A 20964-nucleotide genomic window follows, 5' to 3' on the forward strand; every position below is an offset into this window, starting at 1 on the left:
CGCGTATTCCCGTGGTTGAAACCACGGGCTATGTTTGAATAAATGTACGTATAGTACAAAAAAAATGAGTTATGAATTATAAGTTAGGCAACACTTCTAACTCATAACTCCTAACTCCTAACTCATAACTTTTAACTTTTAACTTAAAAAAATTACCAGCCTTTAACTGCTCCTCCTTTAAATTCTTGTTCAGCAGCTTTTTCTACTTCTGGAGATTGAAAAGCCTGTAAAAACTGTTTTACTTTTTCTTCGTTTTTATTGTCTTCGCGGCTTACCACCAAATTTACATAAGGAGAATCTTTGTCTTCAACAAACAAAGCATCACGAGATGGAACCAATCCTGCTGCAGAAGCAAAAGTATTGTTAATGATCGCAATAGACACGTTTTGGTCGTCTAAGGCACGAGGCAATTGAGGTGCTTCTAATTCTAAGATTTTTAAGTTTTTAGGATTACTCACAATGTCTGTTACTTTTGGCAATAAACCAACACCATCTTTCAACTTCAATAATCCATTTTTCTGTAGAAGCAACAAAGAACGCCCTCCGTTTGTTGGATCATTTGGGATAATAATTGTGCTTTCGTTTTTCAATTCAGAAAGGCTTTTTGTTTTTTTAGAATACCCAGCAATCGGATATACGAATGTATTTCCGATAATGGCTAATTTGTAACCTCTTTGTTTCGATTGCTCGTCTAAATAAGGTTTGTGCTGAAACGCATTCGCATCGATATCACCTTGGCTTAAAGCTTCATTTGGAATCACGTAATCGTTGAAAGAAACTAGTTCTACTTCCAATCCGTATTTTTCTTTAGCTACTTTTTTAGCCGCTTCCGCCACTTTTAGTTCTGGACCAGAAGCCACACCTACTTTTATAAAATGAGGATCGTTATTTTTTTTGTTTCCGCAATTGGATAAAACAAGCGCCAAAGCCAAAACTCCAGCCGTTTTTAAAATATTAAGTTTCATATATTTCTAATTGTAAATTGTTAATTATAAATTGTTAATTGAGGATTATCTATGATCGAATCGTTTTGATAATCTGTCTCCAGCAAACTGAATTACGAATACCAGAATAACCAATAAAGCCAAAACTGAGTTCATTGTTACGGCATCATAACCAATATAACCGTATTGATATCCAACTTGTCCTAAACCACCTGCTCCAACAGCTCCTCCCATTGCAGAATATCCGACAAGAGTAATTAAAGTTATTGATGCTGCATTGATTAAAGAAGGCAAAGCTTCTGGCAGTAATACTTTGTACACAATTTGCAAAGGAGTTGCTCCCAAAGCTCTTGCTGCTTCGATTAATCCCGACGGAAGACCTAGCAAACTATTTTCTACCAAACGGGCAATAAACGGTGCTGCACCAATACTTAACGGAACCAAAGCGGCACTCACACCAATAGAAGTTCCGACAATAGCACGTGTAAACGGAATCATCCAAACGATTAAAATAATGAATGGAATAGAACGAAAAACGTTTACCACAACTGATAATGTTCTGTTTAAAACCGGCTGTTCCAGAATCTGGTTTTTACGAGTTAAGAATAATAAAATTCCTGTTGGAAGTCCTAACAAAAACCCGAAAAAGCCCGATACAAAAGTCATAACAATGGTTTCCCATGTTCCTTTTAACAATAAATCTATAAGAGAATCAGACATAACCTATAATTTCTGTTTTAATATGTTTTGAATTAAAATATTGAATTGCTGCGTCGTAATTTTCGCGTTTCCCTGAAAGTTCAATCAGCATTACACCAAAATTCACTTCGCCAGCCTGATCCATTTGCGCGCTAACAATTTTAAAATCGGTATCAAAAAGTCTTGAAACTTCTGAGATAACAGGCTCGTTAACCGATTTTCCTGTCATTTCCAGTTTTAATAACGGATTCAGATTTCCGTTGTCTTCTTTTTGCAATTTATCCTGATAAACAGATGGAACTTCGATATGAAGCGAAGAAGAAATAAATTCTCTTGTTAATTCATGTTTTGGGTCTGCAAAGATTTCGCCCACACTTCCCTGCTCGATTAATTTTCCGTGACTGATTACCGCTACTTCATCGCAAATCGATTTTACCACTTCCATTTGGTGCGTGATCAGCAAAACCGTAATATTAAGACGTTTATTAATGTCTTTCAGTAAATTTAAAATCGATCTCGTTGTTGCAGGATCAAGCGCGCTTGTCGCTTCATCGCACAGTAAAACTTTCGGATTATTAGCCAAAGTTCTTGCAATGGCAACTCTTTGTTTTTGTCCTCCCGAAAGACTTGCTGGATAATCATTGGCTTTTTCTGCCAATCCGACTAATTGCAATAATTCTAAAACGCGTGTTTTGATTTCCGTTTTTGGCGTTCCAGCCAATTCTAGCGGAAAAGCCACATTTTCGAAAACCGTTCTCGAAGAAAGTAAATTGAAATGTTGAAAAATCATTCCGATTTGTCTTCTTTCAATCGCCAATTCCGCATTTGACAACTGCATCAAAGCTTTTCCGTCAACGATAATTTCGCCAGAAGTTGGTCTTTCCAACAAATTCACGCAGCGAATCAAAGTACTTTTTCCTGCTCCGGAAGTTCCAATTACACCAAAAATTTTCCCCTGAGGGACCCTTAGAGAAACATCAGACAAAGCAGCTACAATTCTGTCTTTCTGATGAAAAGTTTTGGTTACATTTTTTAATTCAATCATTCTTTACAGTTTAAAAAACAAAAAAGCCTTCCATTAATGAGTTGAAAGGCGTTTTCGAAATAAATTTTATCATTTTATATATTAAGCCAGATCAATAAACACCATAACAGCACCACAGCACATCATACTGCGACGATAATAATTATTCATTTTCTGGTTCTGTTTCTTCATAGCGAGTGCAAATTTAAATAGTTATTTTCAATTTTAAGCTATAAATTGTCAAAACTTTTATTGCCCTATCAATCTAGTAGGCTTTTTTTTTGAAATTCCAAATTTTTGAAATTCCAAATTCCAATCTTAGTTTTAAATTCCAATTTTAGAAATTCCAAATTCCAAATTCCAATCTTGAGAATCGAAATTCCAAAATCCAAATTTTATTTCAATTCAAAAAAATCCAAATTCCAATTTACCCGACACTTCGGAATTGGAATTTGGAATTTTTATTCTTTGGAATTTGAAATTTCAAGTATTGGAATTTTAAAAAAACTAGTTGTTCTGTTCTGCAATTACCGACTTATTCAATTTTATTACTCTGATTTTTTTATTGGTATTATCAGATAAGAAAATACGATCGTTAAGTTGTGCTGTTCCAACAATAGTTCCAAAAGCATTTTGCCCTAGAATATCAGAAACGCTTAAAGCCGCTTTATAATTCTTTTTAATGAACTCGTCTTTGGGATATAATTTTAAATAAGAGGCACTTCCAACATTTTCTGAAGTAACTGCCCAATCTTTGCTAAAAGATACTGCAACTGGTTTTATGTCTACAAATTGCACTTTTTCTGGCTCAATAGGAGTGGTTAACGAAGCTGCAGCATTGGCTTTAATATTGGCAATATTATAGTATAAATAGCTTTTTGCATCTCTTCCTCCTACAACCAAATTTCCATCAAAAACATCCAATGAATATACTTCTGTATATCCGTTTAAGGTATTTAATTTGGCAATAGGCTTTAAATTCCAATCGCTTGTTTCTGTAATTTGAGTAGCGTCAAGAACTTTTATGCTCTTTTCTTTTTCTTTTACAAACACCAATCCGTCTTTTGCTACAACGCCAAAAACGTGAACAAAAGTCTGCCACCATTGACCATTTCCAACAGTACTAATTCCAGCATTTGTAATCTCATCAAAAACAAATAATCTCGATTCTGTACTACCAACATAAATACGCCCACCATCAACAGAAACTGATGTTAAACTTGTTAGCGCAATAGTTGTGTTTCCTTTTTTATATTCTTTTATTGTTTTAATATGTTCTAAAGTCAGAGCATTAAAAATCTCTAGTACATTTCCGTTAATCACATACAATTTCTCATTTGCAATAGTGATTCCTTTTGGATCAAATGCGTCTGTGCTTCCTGGAATATTTACGTTTGTAATAGAAGCTTCATCAGTCGGATAATAATAGGTATAATCTTTAGATGCTGGATCATCTTTACTGCAACTTGTAAACAAACAAATTGCTAAAATTAGGGGCAGAATATGTTTCATGTGTAGTTTATATTTTAGTTCCATTTTCCTTCGCCTTTATATTTTAGCAAAAATGGATTTTTAGGATTAACAGTAAATACTGGTTTCTTATAAGTTCCTTTTACGTAAGCCGTTTTTGAATACGTTTTTAAAACGTCTGGATCTGTAAAGGGAAGGTCATTTAAATAAATTAAGTATTTATAAAAATGAGTAAGCATTTCCTGCTGACCTCCGCCTTCGCCGCTATTCGCCAAATTACTGCTGTGGTTAAAACCTATATGATGCGAATATTCGTGAGACCAAACCGACATTTCTCCAACCCAATGTCCAGTTACATAACCCGATTCCCATTGCGATGCCAGATTTCCTCCGCCCCAAGCAGAATCTCCTCCAACCATTGCCAGCCAAACGGTTCTTTTATCTAGATAATTCCAATATATTTTTTCGATTTCTTCTTTAGAATAATAATCGTAAACACCCTCTACATCATCAGCATTTCCGTGCCAGTTTAATGCGCCGTTTATAGCTGTTCCTGCTGTCGCTGCCTGTTCTTGTTTGTATTTGTCAAAATTGGTAAAAGTGTCATAATACAGAGGATGGCTTAAAGCATAAGAATAATTAATAATCATGGTAATTGCTTCTTTTGCCAATGCAGGATTCATAGGAAGAAATTTACCCAACTCATTAATATGGTATCCGTCATGAAACTGAACTAAATGATTTGATTTTATTTTTTTGAATTTTTTAAACAAAGGATCATCTGATTCTACAGAAAATTCAATTGCTCCAGATGAAAATCCTTCAATTTTATCAATTGTTACAGTGTTTCCTGTTTCTAACAAATAATCGTTTTTTTGCTCTGTCAAAGGAATTTTATGAAAAGAACGGTGAAAAGCAGGAACTTTTGAAAAACTATAAAGCAAAAACTTTTTATCGTAATTAGGCAATTTTGCATACACTTTTACGTCGGTCAATCCAACTGGAGAATAAAGCGAAATTTGTACAGAATCTTTTCCTTTTTGAATAATTTGAAACGGTTCGTTTACTCTAAACCAACGATCTGTTTTATCATACATTTTTGAAGGACTTTCGTTATCCTCAAACATGGTCATTGGTTTATTTTCTGCTGGTAAAGCCGAAGCATCTATACTTGGCAGGTAATTTGGCCTGTAGTTTTCGCCATCGTCACTACATCCAAAAATAATACTTGCCAATAGGGCAAATACGAAAAAGTGAGTGTTTTTTCTCATCAGTAAGTAAGTAGGTTTGGGGTTAAATATGGTGCAAAACTATCAATATACTTTGTATAAGCAAGTTAAATGCAAGAAAAATATGAATATAAAATATACTAAAAGTAAGTTTTTATAAACACCTACTATACTTAAAGGTCAGGTTTTAAAGTTTCTATTCCCTAAAATCTAATGTCTTGATTACAGTTAAATCAGAATTGAACTCAACAAAGCTTGCGGGAAAATCTGCACGTATTTTTCCTATTTTATTTTGCATGCCAATTGCAGCAGCTACTCTTGTAGTCGCCATTTTTATAGCTTCATCTGCCGAAACATTCAAATGATTATAGGCATTTTGCACTGCTTCTGTCATTGAGATTGAAGCACCAGCAAGATTGCCATCCTCATTTCTATAGAAACCATCAACCAAATGAGCGTCAAAGTTATCCCATTTAAAATTAGCCACTTTACGCCCTAAAAAGGTAGCATCACTAATTAAGAAGAATTTATCTTGTTTTAATTTGTACGCTATTTTTGCTGCTGCATAATCACAATGCACTCCATCGAGAATAACAGGAGCGTAGACTTCTTCGTTTTCAAAAACAGCTCCAACCAAACCCGGTTCGCGATGTCCGAATTGTGTCATGGCATTAAACAAGTGTGTAACTAGATTAATTCCTTTTGCAAAATAAGGCTGGGCTTCTTTATGCGTAATAGTAGAATGTCCGATCGAAATTGTAATACCGCTTTCGATCAGCATAGTAAGCTGTTTTTCTGTAAAACATTCTGGAGCTATGGTAATGACTTTTATAACGTCTTTTCCTTTGCTGATAATTTCTTGAAGTTCTTCGTCAGTTGGTTTTCGAACCTGATCGATACTATGTGCTCCACGCCTTTGCGGATTTAAAAATGGTCCTTCCAAATGCATTCCGATCACACCATTCTGATGCTTTTTCATGTAATTGCGAACCGCTTCAATTCCTTCTAAAATAGTTTCTTTTGATGAAGATATTAAACAAGGTAAAACATGCGTTGTGCCATATTTCATACTGGCATCGTAAATATCCTGAATGGTTTCTTCGTTTGGTGTCTGGCTGAAATAATACTTTTCTCCGCCATTGATCTGGATATCTATAAATCCTGCCGCAAGGTGATTTCCTTTTAAATCAATTGTCTTGATATCGTTTGGAATTTCTTTTTGTACTGAAATAATAGTTCCGTTTTCTACAATTACAACTCCGTTTTCTATTATTTCTTCTCCTGTGTGTACGACAGCATTTATAATCGCTTGTTTCATTTTGTTTATTCTTATAACGTTCCAAAGTTAAATATTATAAGTTTTAAGCAAAATAAACTCTTTTAAAATCGGCAGAAATAATTTGGTTAATCTGCACCCCCATCAACACTATCAAATGTTTCGCGTTCTTTTGGTTTTACGCTATATTTTAATGAAACCATTGGCCCGTAGTAAACGTCAAACTGAGTTCCGTTTGCACGCAACTGCATTTGTCCTATTACGCCTGCCAAAAAATGAATATTCGGGGTAATTCCAGCAGTATAATAAACCGATAGTCTGAAAATATCAAAATGTTCGTCGGCATAATCTTTAGAAGCAAACTTTAGCATGAGTTCTGTGTAATACCCAATATTTGGGGCCAAAAAAATTGGTTTTTCCTTACTTTGTCTCAAATAATGATTAACTCCAAAACGTGCTCTTATTCTGGGAACTGTTTGATGATTGCCATTTCTGTCATCAAAAAACTTGGTTTCAAAACGCACTTGCTCAAAAAGAGACCCTTTAGGCATTTCCTGTGTATAGGTTCCCATTACGATAAGTCTATTTTCTAAAGTTTTGTAATTCCCCGCTTCTTCTATCGCATATTTCTGATTGTGTGCATATCCTAACCAAAGCTTCATATTTTTAAAACCAGAATAAATAATCCAAGGTCGTATTACTTTTCGCTGTGTGTATTCAAAAGGATTTCCGTTTGTATAAGCGCCTTGTGTAACGAGCTGCATATCTGCCTGGCCGCTCAAATTCCATTTTTCTATTAAAGGAAAAGCAACATCAACTTCACTTATAGATGCTGGGATAAATCCCATTGTGTAAGGAGCGTCTTGGGCTTTTAAAACTTGAGAAAGAATGATGCAACAGAATAAAAGGAAACTCTTTTTTAATAAACTCATAATTCGTCAGTTTAAATTACACGGCTTCAAAATAAGAAAGTCTATCAAATTTAAATAAAGAAGTTTTTAACTTTTTTAAAAAGCGGTTTCATGTTATAATTTGAAACCGCTTTTTTAAAAGATTTCTGCCAAATAAAAAAAGCTTTAGAAAATATCTAAAGCTTTTTTAACTCAAATTCTGAAAAAATTAATATAATGCAGACAGGTACAAAGCTGACTGTTATTTTTGTGTACATACAATATCTTTCGCCCTTACAGGGCTATTTTATAAATCAAAAATACATTCCTATAAATATTTCGTCCCGCTGGGACATTTTACAGCTCTGGAAGAGCGAAATATTTATAACTAAATCTACGTCCCTAAATTCAAAAGCTCCGGCGGAACGACATATTAAATCACTGCCATTTCAACTATTCGATTATACATCGAAAATTATTAATCTGGATTTGCTAATATTTTGTACAATTCGGCATTCGACAGATAAAACTGATTCTCTAAACTTATTTGCGACAATTTTGCGCTTACGAGATTATTTTCTCTCGAATTGATTAAGAAAATCGAACTCTCGCCAAATGAGAATAATTTTTCTTCTGAATTCAGCATCGTCATATAATCTTGTACAAGATTGTCGATTACGATTTTCTGTTTTCTTAACGAAGCAATTTCTGTCTGCTGCGCTTTGATTTTATTTTTAAGTTCCAATCGCTGCTGTCCAATATCATATTGCATATCCTGAATTTTCAGTTTAGCCATTTTTAAACTTCCACGTTCTTTTCTTAAGAAAATCGGGAAACTGAAATCGATATTAAACTTATAATCATCGGCATTAAAATTATTCCAGTAATTGGGTTCTGAAATGTAATTGTAGCCCACATTTATTTTCGGAAGCAACGAATTGGCTTTCAGCTGGCGGTTGACTTCCAAAATATCCATTTTAGTTTCTAAAGATTGAATCTTTGGGTGGGAATCTAATGATTCAACATCGACCATCATGGCATCCGTTTTTAAAGTTTCCTCAATGGTCTGAATTAGGTTTTGTTCTGGTTTTACCAAATCTCCCAATTCAACCGGAACATTTTCAATCCATAAAAAATTGGCCAGTTTCAGTTTCGCTTTCGCTAATTTCAAATTTCCGTTTTCAACATTCAGTTCTCTGTTTCTTACGGTAATTTTAGCTTCAACGCTGTCAATTGCTGGCGCATCTCCTGCTGCAATTAGTTTTTTAACCCCTTGAAAACGAGTGCTCGCAAAACCTAAATAGTTCTTATACAATTCTGCTTCGTTATAGCTTCTTCTCCATTCAAAATAAGCTTCACTTGCTTGATATAAAACTTCAATTGCTCTCAATTTTCGCTGTGCGTCACTCAGTTTTACCTGAAGTTTTCCTTCGCGAACATCGGCCATTCTTTGGTTAATAAACATTCCCTGTCCTAGAGCAACATTAATTCCGAGCGAAGTTAAACCTGCTTCTGGAGTTTTGTTCTGCGGATTGTAATATTCTCCATTTGTATCGTCAAAACCTGCTTTTACTTCAATTCCATACCAAGTCGGAATTTTGAAACTGCTGTTTAATAACGAATAATATTCTGTGCCTTTAAATTCTTTCTTATTGTAATCTACTTCCAATTTTGGATCAAATCCGCCTCGTGCCATCATCAATTTTGCCTGAGCATTTGTCACTTCAAGATTGGCTTGTTTTACCAACGGGTGATATTTTTTCACATATCCCAAGTACTCGATAAAAGTAAGTTCCTCTTGATTAAAATTCTGGCTATGAAGTGTAGAAAAACAAAATAGTATTAAGAAAGAAAACAATTTTACAAGATTTCTCATTTTACTTTTTCTCCTTTCCTTTATCTTCTTTTTCTCCTGAATTATAATAGTTTGGCGGAAAACCATTTAAGTTTCGCCAAATCTCGTACCATACCGAAACGGTTTCTAGCAATGCAATACTTTGCGCACCTGCACCAATACTTAATTCTTTTGGCCAGTGGCGATCTTCTCCATCTGGTGAGACCAAAATTCTATATTTCCCGTTCGGACTTATAAAGTTTTCTATCGCTACAACTTTACCTCCGTAAGTTCCATAAGACAATCCAGGCCATCCAGAAAATACGATTCTAGGCCATCCATCAAACCAAACACGAACTTTAGCACCACGATGCACCAGCGGTAAATCGATTGGATCTACGTAAGTTTCTACCGCAATATCATATTTAGACGGCATAATGCTCACAACAGGAGTTCCTTCTTTAATCGTTTCTCCAAGACCAGCCAGTAAAGCTCGGTTTACATAACCGCTCTGTGGCGCTGTAATATAATATAAACCGTTTCTAAGTCTGTAATTAGTATATTGGTTCTCTAATTTATTTACCTGAGCTTCTGTATCGTATTGTGTGCTTAAAGCAGTAAATTTATCGCTTCTTGATTTTGATATTTTTTCAGCATATTCAGCAGTAATTCTATTGATTTCTACTTTTGCATTTATCAATTCGTTTTTGCTGCTCAACAATTTATTTTCCTGCGTAATCACATAAGCTTCGGACTCTTGCAGTTTTAATCTTTTCTGCTCGACATCTGTCAGCGGTTTAAGACCTTCTTTGTTTAAAGCAGTCGAACGGTCAAATTGTGTTTTTGCAATTCGAAGCTGTGTTTTTACCGCTACAAGATCCATACTGTCGCTTTTTATTTTCAGCTGTGACTGACGAATTTTGTTTTGCGCTTGCTGCAATTTTAGCTGTCTTTCCGTGTTAAGCGACTGCGCTTGCACGTCAAGAGAATTTACTTTATCGCCATACGATTCTACCGCCATTTTTTTGGCATCTACTTGCTGTTTGGTGTTATTAACCAAATTAGGATCTAGATAATCTTCTTTGATCTCCGAAATAAAAAGAATTGTATCTCCTTTTTTTACGTAATCTCCTTCTTTTACAAACCATTTCTCTATTCGTCCTGCAATGGCATTATGAACAGTCTGTGGTCTTTGATCTGGTTTTAAAGTCGTTACAGAGCCCGTTCCTGAAATATTCTGTGTCCAAGGCAAGAAAAGGCATAAGACAGCAAAAATCAAAAATCCGATTATGACTTTATTTAAAATTGCGTAATGTGGTCTACGAGCAACACTTGTAATCGATTTGTATTTGCCCGGCGTTATAAGTACGTTGTTATCTTTAGATAGGTTGAGCATGATTAAAGCTTTATGTCGTTAATAATTTTTCCGTCATCAATCGTAATCATACGACTGCATTTGCTTTTCCAAATATCATTTTTAGAAGTTACAATAACAGTCCAGTCATTTTCTTCCGAAAGTAAAAAGTCTACAATTTTACTCGAAGTCAAATCGTCCATTTTGTCAACTGGATCTTCTAAGAATAAGATATTCGGTTTACCCACAATACTTCTTGCCAAAAGAATTTTTTGAACATCAGAAGCAGATAGTTCACGACCTCCAGGATGAATTTGATTCTCCAATCCGTTTTCAAAAGTTTTAATATATGGAGTAAGGCCAACATTATCTAAAGCCCATTTTAAATCATCGCTGTTTAATTTTTCATTTCCAAAAACAATATTCTCGCGAATTGTTCCTGCAAAAAGTGTATCGCCTTGCAAGAATGTACCTGCTTGCGCTCTATATGTATCTTCGTTAAGGCGATTCATATAATTGTCAGTTACGTACATTGCTCCGCTTTCTGGTTCTAAAACACCCGAAAGCAATCTTAGCAAAGTACTTTTTCCTGCACCATTTGTTCCTGTAAGAATGATTTTTTCTCCTTGAGAGATTTTTAAATTGATATTCTTCAGTGATTTTTTGTTGTGTCCTGGATAATGGTAATTAATGCTTTCTGTCTCAATATTGATTCCTTTTTCAGTTTTATCTGAAGTTTGAGGAATGCATGAAATTTCCATGTCAGTCACCTGACCGATTTTTTCAACAGAAGTCAATACATCGTAGAAAGACTCTAATCCGAAGATGATTTTTTCTACCGAGTTGATCAATAATACAATTACGATTTCAGCTGCTACAAACTGCCCTATGTTCATTTGGTGGTGAATTACCAGAAAACCACCGATCGATAATAAGGCAGCAGTAACAATTACTTTAAAAATAGTCAGCTGAATATATTGTTTCTTCATTACCTGAAAGTGCTTTTCACGGTAATTTACGTAGCTGGTTGCATATTGGTCATTTCTTTCCAAAGCATATTCAAAAGCTCCTTTTCTGCGGAAACTTTCTCTATTTCTAGCAATTTCCTGAAGCCATGCTGCCACTTTATATTTAAATTTCGATTCGTTCAAACTGGTTTCGAGACCGTCTTTATACGAAAATTTAAAAATGACATATAAAATGACAATAAATAAAAGTCCAATTACCATAAAGAAAGAATGATAAAGAACCAATAGAATAATCCCCAGACCAACCTGAAGGAATGCGGTGCAGAAATCAAGCAATAGTTTTGCAGTGCCTTTCTGTACCATTAAAGTATCAAAAAAACGATTGGCTTTTTCGGGAGCATACTCCGAGTACATTTCTTTAAATTTTATTAAAGGCATTCTGTACGCAAACTCGAAAGAAGAGCGCACAAAAATTCGCTGCTGCAAATTCTCTACAATTCGCAACTGTAAAATTGTTAGAACTCCGCCAAAACCAACTCCAACCGTCACTAGAATCACGAGAACGATCCACGAGACGCTCAGCTGTCCGCTTTGAATAAAATTAATAATAGCTTGGATTCCCAAAGGCAGAGAAAGATTGACTAACCCTGCAAATGCAGCATAGAAGATAATTTGATACACATCGCGCTTATCGAGCTGCAATAAGTTATAAAAACGTTTAAATGGTGTCATGAATTTAAGTATAAATACAGGATTATTACATAGAATAAATATACGGCAAAAACCGCAATTCTGGATTAAGATTTTTTATCCCAATCCTTAAAAAACAAGTATTTATGAATTCACCCTTGGAGGCGGTATGTCTATTTTACCATGAAAACCAAACGAAAAGATCGTATTATCAATATATTTTTTCCCTTCTGATTCTATTAGAAAACAAAAATTAGGCATCAAAGATTCTGATGAAATCAAATATTCCATTAACGGAATGCCTTTTGCTAATTTGGCCGTTTTAGTGTCCTTTGTTTTGTAGTCGTCCAGTTCTTCTGGGATTCCATCACACTTGAAGATTTTTTTCAGAAAGTTACAGGTAATGCCTTTTACTGTGTAGGTTTCAGCGTTATCGCTTAAGATTCTTCCAACGCTATTAGAAATATTTAAACTGCTAATTAGAAAATAGCCGACAAGCAATACCTGAAGGCATTTACATAAAAAGCTATTTTTAATTTTGTTCAACATACTCTAAAAAAGGCTAAAAGTTTAATTGCATCACATGGTTTTGAATCAAAATCTCAGTGATTTAAGGCGTTTATTATATTTTTTCTGAGCGCGCAATTTAGAGCCATTTTTTTTGTAGAACATTAAAATAACATTAGAATTTAGAATCATTCAAAACTTTAAAATTATATTAACAAGGCATTCTTACAGACCTATCGGAATTATGTAAAGACCGACTACAATTCTATAACTCAAAAGGCTATCAGCATTCTACTTTTGATATTCGAAAAATTTAATACAATTCTTTAAAAAAATATATTACAAGTGTTACCGATTAAACAAATTAGATTCACTAACCATTTAATACAGAATCAAGAGATGACTTACGCAAAAAATGATTTGACCCGATTTTTAGATGCGCAAAATAAACTTTATCTGACAGCATTATCTGAAATAAAAAAAGGTAAAAAAGAAACCCATTGGATGTGGTTCATTTTTCCGCAGATCAAAGGACTTGGCAAAAGTGCTCTTTCTGAATATTATGCCGTTGCAGATCTTAAAGAAGCTACTGAATTTTTAAAGCATCCGATTTTATCGAAACATTTAATTGAGATCTCTAAATTGCTGCTGACCTTAAAAAAGAAGTCTGCCGAAGGAATTTTAGGAGAACTTGGCGCAAGAAAACTGCATTCTTCTATGAGTTTATTTGTTCAGGTAGAAAATGCGCATCCTGTTTTTCAGGAAATTCTAGATACTTTTTTCTTCGGACATTTAGATCAGCTGACTTTAAATTTTACACAAAGAGCAAGTGTCTTATCAGACACTGTACTTTCTTAATAAAAATGTTTTTTTGCCACAGATTTTAAGGATTAAAATGATTGTTTTTTTATTAGGAAACTCAAAAAATCTGTAAAAATCAATTTAATCTGTGGCAAAAAACTCGTGTCCTGCCAGACACACTACTTTCTTTATATTCTTAGGACTCTAAAAAAAGCGGTTATTTCAATATGAAATAACCGCTTTTTATTTTTATAAATATACCGCAATCATTCCGTAGGAATGTTTCGTCGGTAGAAAAAATACAGACAAATTGTTTTATGTTCCGCAGGAACGTTTGATATGGGAATGATAAAAAATGATTTAAAATCAAACGTTCCTGCGGAACGTTGAATGATGATTACAATATAATTTTTCTACCGACGAAATGTTCCTAGCGGAACAAGTAAATATGTAAAAAAGACATCAAAGAGGTAAAATATGTCGCTCTTTCAGAGCTTTCTTTTATTTGGGTATTTATTATCTATAAATATTAAACTCCTCCGGAGCTTCGTAATTCAAAATAAAAAAATAAGACTGATTCAAATGAATCAGCCTTATTTTCTGAAACTGCTCCAGCGGAGCAGAATATTTATAGCAAAGATTATCTCTGAGAATCAAAAAGCTCCAGCGGAGCGACATATAAATCTTTTTGAGACAGCTTTTTTATTAGCTTTTCTCAAAATTAGAAACCCCTTTTTTAAGCCAGTTCAAATATTCTTCGATATCTGGATTATAAGCAGACGTTTCATTTAGCGTTTCTCCATTATGATCTACCAAAACATAAAATGGTTGCGCATTGGTTTTGTAAGTCAGTGTTTGGAATTCGCTCCATTTCTGTCCAATATATTTTAATTTTTTCCCTGTTAGTTTAGAGGTAATCTGTTCGTGCGGATTTAGTTCTCGTTTATCGTCTACATAAAGTGAAATTAAAACCAAATCGCCTTTTAAGATCTTCTGCACTTTTTCATCAGACCAAACATTGTCCTCCATTTTACGGCAATTTACGCACGCGTGACCTGTGAAATCTATCATAACTGGTTTTCCGATTTTTTTGGCATATTGCATTCCTAAATCATAGTCAGTAAAAGCCAGAATGTTATGCGGACCAAGTTCTGCTCCTTCTGGCAGATTTTGCGTTATTTCTTTTGAACTGGAATTATTCAATCCATTTGGAATTTCGCTGTAATGCATCGGTGGCGGAAAACCGCTAATCATTTTAAGAGGCGCTCCCCAAATTCCAGGAATCAGATAAATGGTAAAAGCCAAAACCAAAACACCCAATCCAAGTCTTCCCACACTTATACTTGAAACTGGACTATCATGCGGCAACTGAATTTTTCCGAACAAATAAAAAGCCAGCGTTCCAAAAATGGCAATCCAAATTGCTAGAAAAGTTTCTCTTTCCAGCCAATGCAATTGCAGAACCAAATCGGCATTAGAAAGAAATTTGAAAGCAAGAGCCATTTCTAAAAATCCTAAAAATACTTTAACCGAATTTAACCAGCCTCCCGATTTTGGAAGTGAATTGAGCCAGCCTGGAAAAGCGGCAAATAAAGTAAAGGGCAAAGCCAAAGCTAGAGAAAAACCAAACATTCCGACAAATGGCGCAATTCCGCCTCGCGAAGCAGCTTCGACCAATAAAGTACCTACGATTGGCCCAGTACAAGAAAAGGACACAATGGCCAGAGCCAAAGCCATAAACAATATTCCTACGATTCCGCCTCTATCGGCTTGCGAATCGACTTTGTTTGCCCATGAATTGGGAAGCATGATTTCGAATGCGCCCAAAAATGAAAACGCAAAAATCATTAAAAGGACAAAAAACACCAGATTGAACCAGACATTTGTAGAAAGCGCATTAAGCGAATCTGCCCCGAAAGCCCAAGTTACAACAGCTCCTAAAAAGATATAAATGGCAATAATCGCAATTCCGTAAAAAACGGCTTTTCGTATTCCCTGCGATTTGGTTTTACTCTGTTTGGTAAAAAAACTCACCGTCATCGGGATCATCGGAAAAACGCAAGGTGTTAGCAAGGCCGCAAATCCAGAGAAAAACGACAGCAAAAAAATAGTCCATAAACTTCTTGATTCTGTTTTTGGTTCTCTTTTTTTGATTTCTTTCTGAGGTATTTTTACAGCTTCAGCAGCAAGAACTTCTTCTGTTTTTTCTTTTATTTCGATAACCGAAGAATCTATTTCCACAGTTTTACCTTCTGTTTTAGCTGCCGTTTCTATTAAAGTTTTCGCTTTCGCGGAAGGGCTAACGGTAAATTCCAATTCGTCTGAACTTGGCGGCAAACAATTTTCATCGTTACAAACCATAAATTCAACTTCAGCCTTGATTTTAAAAGGTTTAGATGAAAGTTTTTTAACACGCTGTCTAAAAGTAGTCTCTTTTTCAAAAAACTTAATCTGCATTTTAAAGACAGGATCATTAACCGTTTTTCCTTTTTCTTCTTTTACAGCATCAGTCAACTGAAAATCTGCGCTTTTTATAAAATTAAAACGCGTTGGAATCGGTCCTCCGTCTGCAACTTCTTGGCTGTACAAATGCCAACCTGACTCTATAATGGCTTTTGCCTGCAATTCGTATTCAGTATCGGAAATTTTCTCGACACTGGTTTTCCATTTTATGGGATTGTATATCTGAGCCTTTACGAATATGGAAAACAGCAGGAAAAAGCCCAGTAAAAAAATATTCTTTTTCATGGGTGAAAATCTTTAAAAAGAGGGTTGAATAGCAAAAAACAACCCTCTAAGTAATCCGCTATACAAACTAAATTGCTTACTAATTCAAAATAACTATTTGATAGGGAAATACAAATTAAACTCTAGTAAATAAAGGGGTCAGATTATTTTAATGGTTTAAAAACTACTTCATAAGAATCTGCTTTGTTCAAAAATGAATTAGCAAATTCCTGAATATCTTTGGCTGTGATGCTTTTTACAATATCAACATAAGTTGCAGGGTCATTCATATCGTAAGCATTCTCAAAATAATTATAAATCAAGTTCATGCTATAACTATTGAAGTTTTTGCTGTCTTCTCTAGATTTCAAATAGTTTGTTCTTGTTTTTTCAATGTCTTCAGCAGCGATTTCTCCTTTTTTGATTTTATCAATTTCCTGATACACAATTGGCAGTAAATGTTCCACTTTATCAGCATCGCAATCAAAATTAATCTGAAGATTTGCTTTAGAAATCGGAAGTTTATCAATAGTTCCTCTTACTTGTGCACCGTAAGTTCCGCCTTCTTTTTCGCGAAGACTTTCAGTATAACGCAAAGTCAGCACATCGCTTAAATACGAAACCAAGATTCTGTTTCTTTGAGAAAAAGCAATATCTTTTAAAAAGGCAATACGAACAGAACTTTTTGGTGTTTCCATTTTGATAAAAACATCTCTATCAATTTTATTTGATGTCCATTTCGGAATCTCTGTTTTAAACTTTTCTTTACGTTTAATTCCGTTTATACTCGCAATATATTTTTCTAACAAAGGTTTTAAAACTTCTGGCGTAACATCTCCAACAATATAAAATTCAAAGTTTGAAACATCTGCAAAACGATCCAAATAGAAAGCTTTCATTTTATCAAAAGATAAACCGTCGATAAATTTTTGATTCAATGGCTGTATTCTTGGGTTGTTTTTTCCATAAACGACATCTGTTAAACTGTCTCCCATTTTTGCATTGATATCATTTGCTCTGTTTTTAAGTGAATTTTCTAATCTTTGCTTCATAAGTGCATACATCTGATTATCAAATCTTGGCTGCACAAAACGCAAATGAACCAATTGCATCATTGTTTCGAGATCTTTTGCATTTGCCCATGCCGTAACTGTCTCTTTCAACGAGCCTACATCTACAGAAGAGCCAGCAATTTTTCCTTTTAAAACTTTTGTCAAATCAACATTTGACAACTCACCCACCCCAGACATTAGTGCTAATTCGGTTGCGCGACTAACTGATGGTAAATCTTGAGGTTCATACAGAGAAGATCCTCCAAAACTTTCACCTTTCAGATCTACTTGCTTCTTATTTTTATCGGCAAATTTATAATGCACTTTTACGCCATTGCTCAATACAAAAGTGGTAGCATCAATTGCTGTTTCTTTTTTCTCTGAAATAATTTTTCCTGAATTGATTTTCAGATTTCCTAAAAGTGTTTTTCCTTCAAAAGTATCCACATAAGGTTGTAACGAAGCATCGTTTTCGGCTTTCTGAATAATATCAAAAGCTTTTTCCTGAGTTAAATTATTCTCGTTTTCTACACCTGTAACCGCTACAACACGATTTTGTGCTGTATATAATTTACCAATTTGCTCTTGAAGAATTTTAGTGTCAACATTTTTCAAAATGCTTTTTACCATTTCAAATTCAGCTTTTGGATCGGAAATAACTTCGTGATTTAGGTAATCATCTTTCACCATTCCAATAACATCCTTATGCGAAATCTCATTTAGTTTTTCTAAATAATTTTCGTAACCCGAAATGTTTTCTGCAACAGCCCTTTCAATTTCTCCTTTAGAAAAACCAAATTTATAAGCTCTAACCCATTCATTCATCACCATTGCAAAAGCTTCGGCTTGTTTTTCTGGTTTTGGAGAAACGTTCAAAATCCAGATATCATTCAAACGAGTATAGTTTTGATAACCAATTGAGGCACTTTTAAATGGGCATTCTTGTTTCTGCGCCATTTCTACCCAACGATTATTTAAGATAGAAAAAGCAAGGCTTCTTTGGGTAGATTTTTCTAATTCGGCATAGGTATTAGTTGATTTTTCAGCCGTATGGCGAATCATATAACTAATATTTGAAGCCGAAATTTCTTTATCTAAAGCCAGTTTAAAAATTGGTTCTGTTCTTTCTGGAATGGCAATTTCAAAACGTTTTTTAGGATTTACTGGTGTCGGAATATCAGCAAAAAGTTTTTTGATTTTGGCTTCAATTTCATCTGCGTTAATATCTCCTACAATTGCGATTGCCTGCAAATCTGGACGATACCAATCTTTATAAAAATCTTTTAAAACCTGATATTTAAAGTTTTTAACGATTTCCATATCACCAATCGGCATGCGGTCTGCATAAAGCGAATTGTTGTAATAATAAGGCGCCAACTGATTGTAAATTCTAGCTCTAGCATTTTGTCGCGTACGCCATTCTTCGGTAATTACACCACGTTCGGCATCGATTTCTTCATTCGTCAGAGATAAAAAATTAGACCAATCGTGCAAAACCAGTAAACAGGTATCTACTACTCCGCCATCTTTTGACGGAATATTATCTAAGTTGTAAACCGTTTCGTCTGTGCTTGTATACGCGTTGATATTTCTGCCGAAAACAGCACCTTGTTTTTGAAGCGTATTCAGGATTCCTTTTCCTTCAAAATTTTTCGTTCCGTTAAACGCCATGTGCTCCAGAAAATGCGCCAGACCTTTCTGCTGGTCGTTTTCTAAAATTGAACCAACGTTTTGAATGATATAATAACTTGCCGTATTTTTATTGACATCTGTCGGATAAATATAATACGTCATTCCGTTTGGCAGCACTCCTTTTTTTATTTTTTGGTTGACTGCAATTGGATCTGTTGCTTTAAAGTTTTGCGCTTGCGACGAGTTTATAAAACCTGTCAGAAGCAGAAGAACTATAGATATTTTTTTCATTAGTTTTTTGTTTGATGTTTTAAATATTTTTAAACACATAGAAACATAGTTTAGCTACCTATAAAAGGCGTTTCACTTAATCTTAAAGAACATAGTGACTATGTGGAAAATCTTGATTCTAAAAATATCTTTCTCCATTTTTTTGATCTATGATTCTATGTGTTAAAATATTATTAGGTGCTTATTTAGCTCTTCAATAATTTATCCAGTTGCACTCTCAACTCTGGATTTGACGGACGAAGTGCATCTGCATTGATAATGTTTCCTTTTGGATCAAACAATAAAAATCTCGGAATGGCATTTACATCATAATTTTTTGCCACATCAGAACCAAAATCTTTATCGGCCATTAACTGGATACCTTTTAATTGTTCTTTGGTAACGTAATCTTTCCATTTTTGAGCATCTTTTGGTTTATCTAACGAAAGACTTACAAAAACAATATTTTTTCCGTGATAATCTTCTTCGATTTTTTTCATGTGAGGAATCTCTGCTTTACAAGGTCCGCACCAAGTTGCCCATAAATCGATGTAAACAAATTTACCTTTAAAATCTGAAAACGAAACCGCTTTATCGTTAATGTCTTTATATGTAAAATCTAATCCTTTCTGACCAACGTTTTTATGCAATACTTTTTCATATTCTAATAAAAATGCTTTGCTATTATCAGAAATCATAAACGGTTTTATGCTTGGTGCGATTTTTTCGTATTCTTCAATTTTCATTCTTGAATTTGCAACTGCATCACGTAAATAAACATCTTTTAAAGCAGAATCTGTAATATGGGTAATTGCTTCAGTTAAATCTAAACGTTTTGGTGCATCACCAGAATTCATAGTTACGTAAAAGAAATAATTTGACATTAAAGAAACGCCGTTTTGCAATTTTAGTAAATCTGGATCTGTAAACTTTTTGTCTGTCTGCCATGTTTTGATTACTGCTGGACGATCGTCTTTGTCTGGAAATGCGGTTCTTGGCATTCTAAAAAAAGTATAAGTCAATTCTTCAACATCTGTTGCAACGGCCAATTTTAATAACTTATTAAAGTTAGCATCTTTCGTTTTTATTGATTTTGAAAATTCTTCTGCTTTAGCCACACCTTTATCAATGAAAGGATAAAATTCTACATAGGTTTCATTTCCTCCCAATCTCGCGAAAGGCGCAAAATCGTTGTAGATTTCATTTGCTTTTTGAACTAAGGCATTTTGTCCGACATTTTTCCCGCTCAAAACATAATTCGTTTTATTGATTACAAGATTGATGTCTAATTTTGGTTCTAAATACAAACGGATTAATTGGTTTCTACTTTTAAATTGTCCGTAATCGATATAATAAAAGCCAGCAGCTGAAACTGGTGTCATAAAGCCGAATTCCCCCAGCGAATTAACTTTTGCGGTAGCGGCAACGGCTGGCTTTCCTTCTTCGACACTATAAAGCGTAACTTCTTTTGCCTTGAAATCTGGAATTGAAATTGTCCCTCTGATTACTGCATATTCTGAAAGGTTGGCAGCAAAACTCATTTGAACCGTGATAAAGGTCAAAATGAAATAAAAAATGTGTTTTTTCATTGTTTCTT

Annotated in this window: 15 protein-coding genes; 1 reads left to right on the forward strand and 14 read right to left on the reverse strand. The window is 34.4% G+C overall.

Translation table 11 applies throughout. The annotated features are described in order from the left end of the window. Positions 1-152: 152 nt before the first annotated feature. From metQ to AC3Y25_RS06230, 11 genes are all read right to left on the reverse strand, one after another. Positions 153-965, reverse strand: a complete 813-nt coding sequence (gene metQ, locus AC3Y25_RS06180; RefSeq protein ID WP_489902121.1) for a methionine ABC transporter substrate-binding lipoprotein MetQ — start codon at positions 963-965, stop codon at positions 153-155. Positions 966-1010: 45 nt separating this feature from the next. After that, complete coding sequence (locus tag AC3Y25_RS06185) at positions 1011-1664, reverse strand: methionine ABC transporter permease MetI (RefSeq protein WP_095929005.1); 654 nt, start codon at positions 1662-1664, stop codon at positions 1011-1013. Then, on the reverse strand, positions 1657-2688 hold the full coding sequence (metN, locus tag AC3Y25_RS06190; protein ID WP_489902122.1) for a methionine ABC transporter ATP-binding protein MetN: 1032 nt from the start codon (positions 2686-2688) through the stop codon (positions 1657-1659). Before metN ends, AC3Y25_RS06185 begins: the two co-directional genes overlap by 8 nt. A gap of 486 nt (positions 2689-3174) precedes the next feature. Next, positions 3175-4203, reverse strand: coding sequence for an NHL repeat-containing protein (locus AC3Y25_RS06195; protein ID WP_489902123.1), 1029 nt, complete (start codon positions 4201-4203; stop codon positions 3175-3177). Further along, a complete protein-coding gene (locus tag AC3Y25_RS06200; protein ID WP_489902124.1) occupies positions 4194-5408 on the reverse strand; it encodes a hypothetical protein in 1215 nt (404 codons plus the stop codon). The genes AC3Y25_RS06195 and AC3Y25_RS06200 overlap by 10 nt, the downstream gene beginning before the upstream one ends. Positions 5409-5562: 154 nt before the next feature. Then, complete coding sequence (nagA, locus tag AC3Y25_RS06205) at positions 5563-6684, reverse strand: N-acetylglucosamine-6-phosphate deacetylase (RefSeq protein WP_489902125.1); 1122 nt, start codon at positions 6682-6684, stop codon at positions 5563-5565. A gap of 86 nt (positions 6685-6770) precedes the next feature. Next, on the reverse strand, positions 6771-7574 hold the full coding sequence (locus tag AC3Y25_RS06210) for a DUF2490 domain-containing protein (RefSeq protein WP_427874806.1): 804 nt from the start codon (positions 7572-7574) through the stop codon (positions 6771-6773). A gap of 436 nt (positions 7575-8010) precedes the next feature. Next, entirely contained in the window at positions 8011-9408 is a 1398-nt protein-coding gene (locus tag AC3Y25_RS06215; RefSeq protein ID WP_489902126.1) for a TolC family protein, read from the reverse strand. A 1-nt stretch (position 9409) separates the two neighbouring features. After that, positions 9410-10762 (reverse strand): HlyD family secretion protein, encoded by a 1353-nt coding sequence (locus AC3Y25_RS06220; protein WP_250836970.1) that lies wholly within the window; start codon positions 10760-10762, stop codon positions 9410-9412. Positions 10763-10764: 2 nt separating this feature from the next. Beyond that, complete coding sequence (locus AC3Y25_RS06225) at positions 10765-12420, reverse strand: peptidase domain-containing ABC transporter (RefSeq protein WP_489902127.1); 1656 nt, start codon at positions 12418-12420, stop codon at positions 10765-10767. Between the two features lie 102 nt (positions 12421-12522). Next, positions 12523-12927, reverse strand: a complete 405-nt coding sequence (locus AC3Y25_RS06230) for a hypothetical protein (RefSeq protein ID WP_489902128.1) — start codon at positions 12925-12927, stop codon at positions 12523-12525. 357 nt (positions 12928-13284) lie between these two features. Here AC3Y25_RS06230 and AC3Y25_RS06235 point away from each other — a divergent pair, with 357 nt between their 5' ends. Continuing rightward, the gene (locus AC3Y25_RS06235) at positions 13285-13743 is read left to right on the forward strand and encodes a DUF1810 domain-containing protein (RefSeq protein ID WP_489902129.1); all 459 of its coding nucleotides are present in this window, start codon (positions 13285-13287) and stop codon (positions 13741-13743) included. Positions 13744-14391: 648 nt separating this feature from the next. Here the strand turns inward: AC3Y25_RS06235 and AC3Y25_RS06240 are convergent. The 3 genes from AC3Y25_RS06240 to AC3Y25_RS06250 form a co-directional block, all read right to left on the reverse strand. After that, entirely contained in the window at positions 14392-16434 is a 2043-nt protein-coding gene (locus AC3Y25_RS06240) for a protein-disulfide reductase DsbD family protein (protein ID WP_489902130.1), read from the reverse strand. Positions 16435-16577: 143 nt separating this feature from the next. Then, positions 16578-19388: a M16 family metallopeptidase gene (locus tag AC3Y25_RS06245; RefSeq protein ID WP_489902131.1), complete on the reverse strand. Its 2811-nt coding sequence runs from the start codon at positions 19386-19388 to the stop codon at positions 16578-16580. Between the two features lie 185 nt (positions 19389-19573). Next, positions 19574-20956, reverse strand: a complete 1383-nt coding sequence (locus AC3Y25_RS06250; protein WP_489902132.1) for a TlpA family protein disulfide reductase — start codon at positions 20954-20956, stop codon at positions 19574-19576. Between the last annotated feature and the right edge of the window lie 8 nt (positions 20957-20964).

It is taken from the genome of Flavobacterium sp. LK-23 (assembly GCF_058135255.1).

What these genes read in the sequence shown, in the direction of transcription:
- metQ (WP_489902121.1), bottom strand. Translation starts at nt 965, where the DNA reads ATGAAACTTAATATTTTAAAAACGGCTGGAGTTTTGGCTTTGGCGCTT.
- AC3Y25_RS06185 (WP_095929005.1), bottom strand. Translation starts at nt 1,664, where the DNA reads ATGTCTGATTCTCTTATAGATTTATTGTTAAAAGGAACATGGGAAACC.
- metN (WP_489902122.1), bottom strand. Translation starts at nt 2,688, where the DNA reads ATGATTGAATTAAAAAATGTAACCAAAACTTTTCATCAGAAAGACAGA.
- AC3Y25_RS06195 (WP_489902123.1), bottom strand. Translation starts at nt 4,203, where the DNA reads ATGGAACTAAAATATAAACTACACATGAAACATATTCTGCCCCTAATT.
- AC3Y25_RS06200 (WP_489902124.1), bottom strand. Translation starts at nt 5,408, where the DNA reads ATGAGAAAAAACACTCACTTTTTCGTATTTGCCCTATTGGCAAGTATT.
- nagA (WP_489902125.1), bottom strand. Translation starts at nt 6,684, where the DNA reads ATGAAACAAGCGATTATAAATGCTGTCGTACACACAGGAGAAGAAATA.
- AC3Y25_RS06210 (WP_427874806.1), bottom strand. Translation starts at nt 7,574, where the DNA reads ATGAGTTTATTAAAAAAGAGTTTCCTTTTATTCTGTTGCATCATTCTT.
- AC3Y25_RS06215 (WP_489902126.1), bottom strand. Translation starts at nt 9,408, where the DNA reads ATGAGAAATCTTGTAAAATTGTTTTCTTTCTTAATACTATTTTGTTTT.
- AC3Y25_RS06220 (WP_250836970.1), bottom strand. Translation starts at nt 10,762, where the DNA reads ATGCTCAACCTATCTAAAGATAACAACGTACTTATAACGCCGGGCAAA.
- AC3Y25_RS06225 (WP_489902127.1), bottom strand. Translation starts at nt 12,420, where the DNA reads ATGACACCATTTAAACGTTTTTATAACTTATTGCAGCTCGATAAGCGC.
- AC3Y25_RS06230 (WP_489902128.1), bottom strand. Translation starts at nt 12,927, where the DNA reads ATGTTGAACAAAATTAAAAATAGCTTTTTATGTAAATGCCTTCAGGTA.
- AC3Y25_RS06235 (WP_489902129.1), top strand. Translation starts at nt 13,285, where the DNA reads ATGACTTACGCAAAAAATGATTTGACCCGATTTTTAGATGCGCAAAAT.
- AC3Y25_RS06240 (WP_489902130.1), bottom strand. Translation starts at nt 16,434, where the DNA reads ATGAAAAAGAATATTTTTTTACTGGGCTTTTTCCTGCTGTTTTCCATA.
- AC3Y25_RS06245 (WP_489902131.1), bottom strand. Translation starts at nt 19,388, where the DNA reads ATGAAAAAAATATCTATAGTTCTTCTGCTTCTGACAGGTTTTATAAAC.
- AC3Y25_RS06250 (WP_489902132.1), bottom strand. Translation starts at nt 20,956, where the DNA reads ATGAAAAAACACATTTTTTATTTCATTTTGACCTTTATCACGGTTCAA.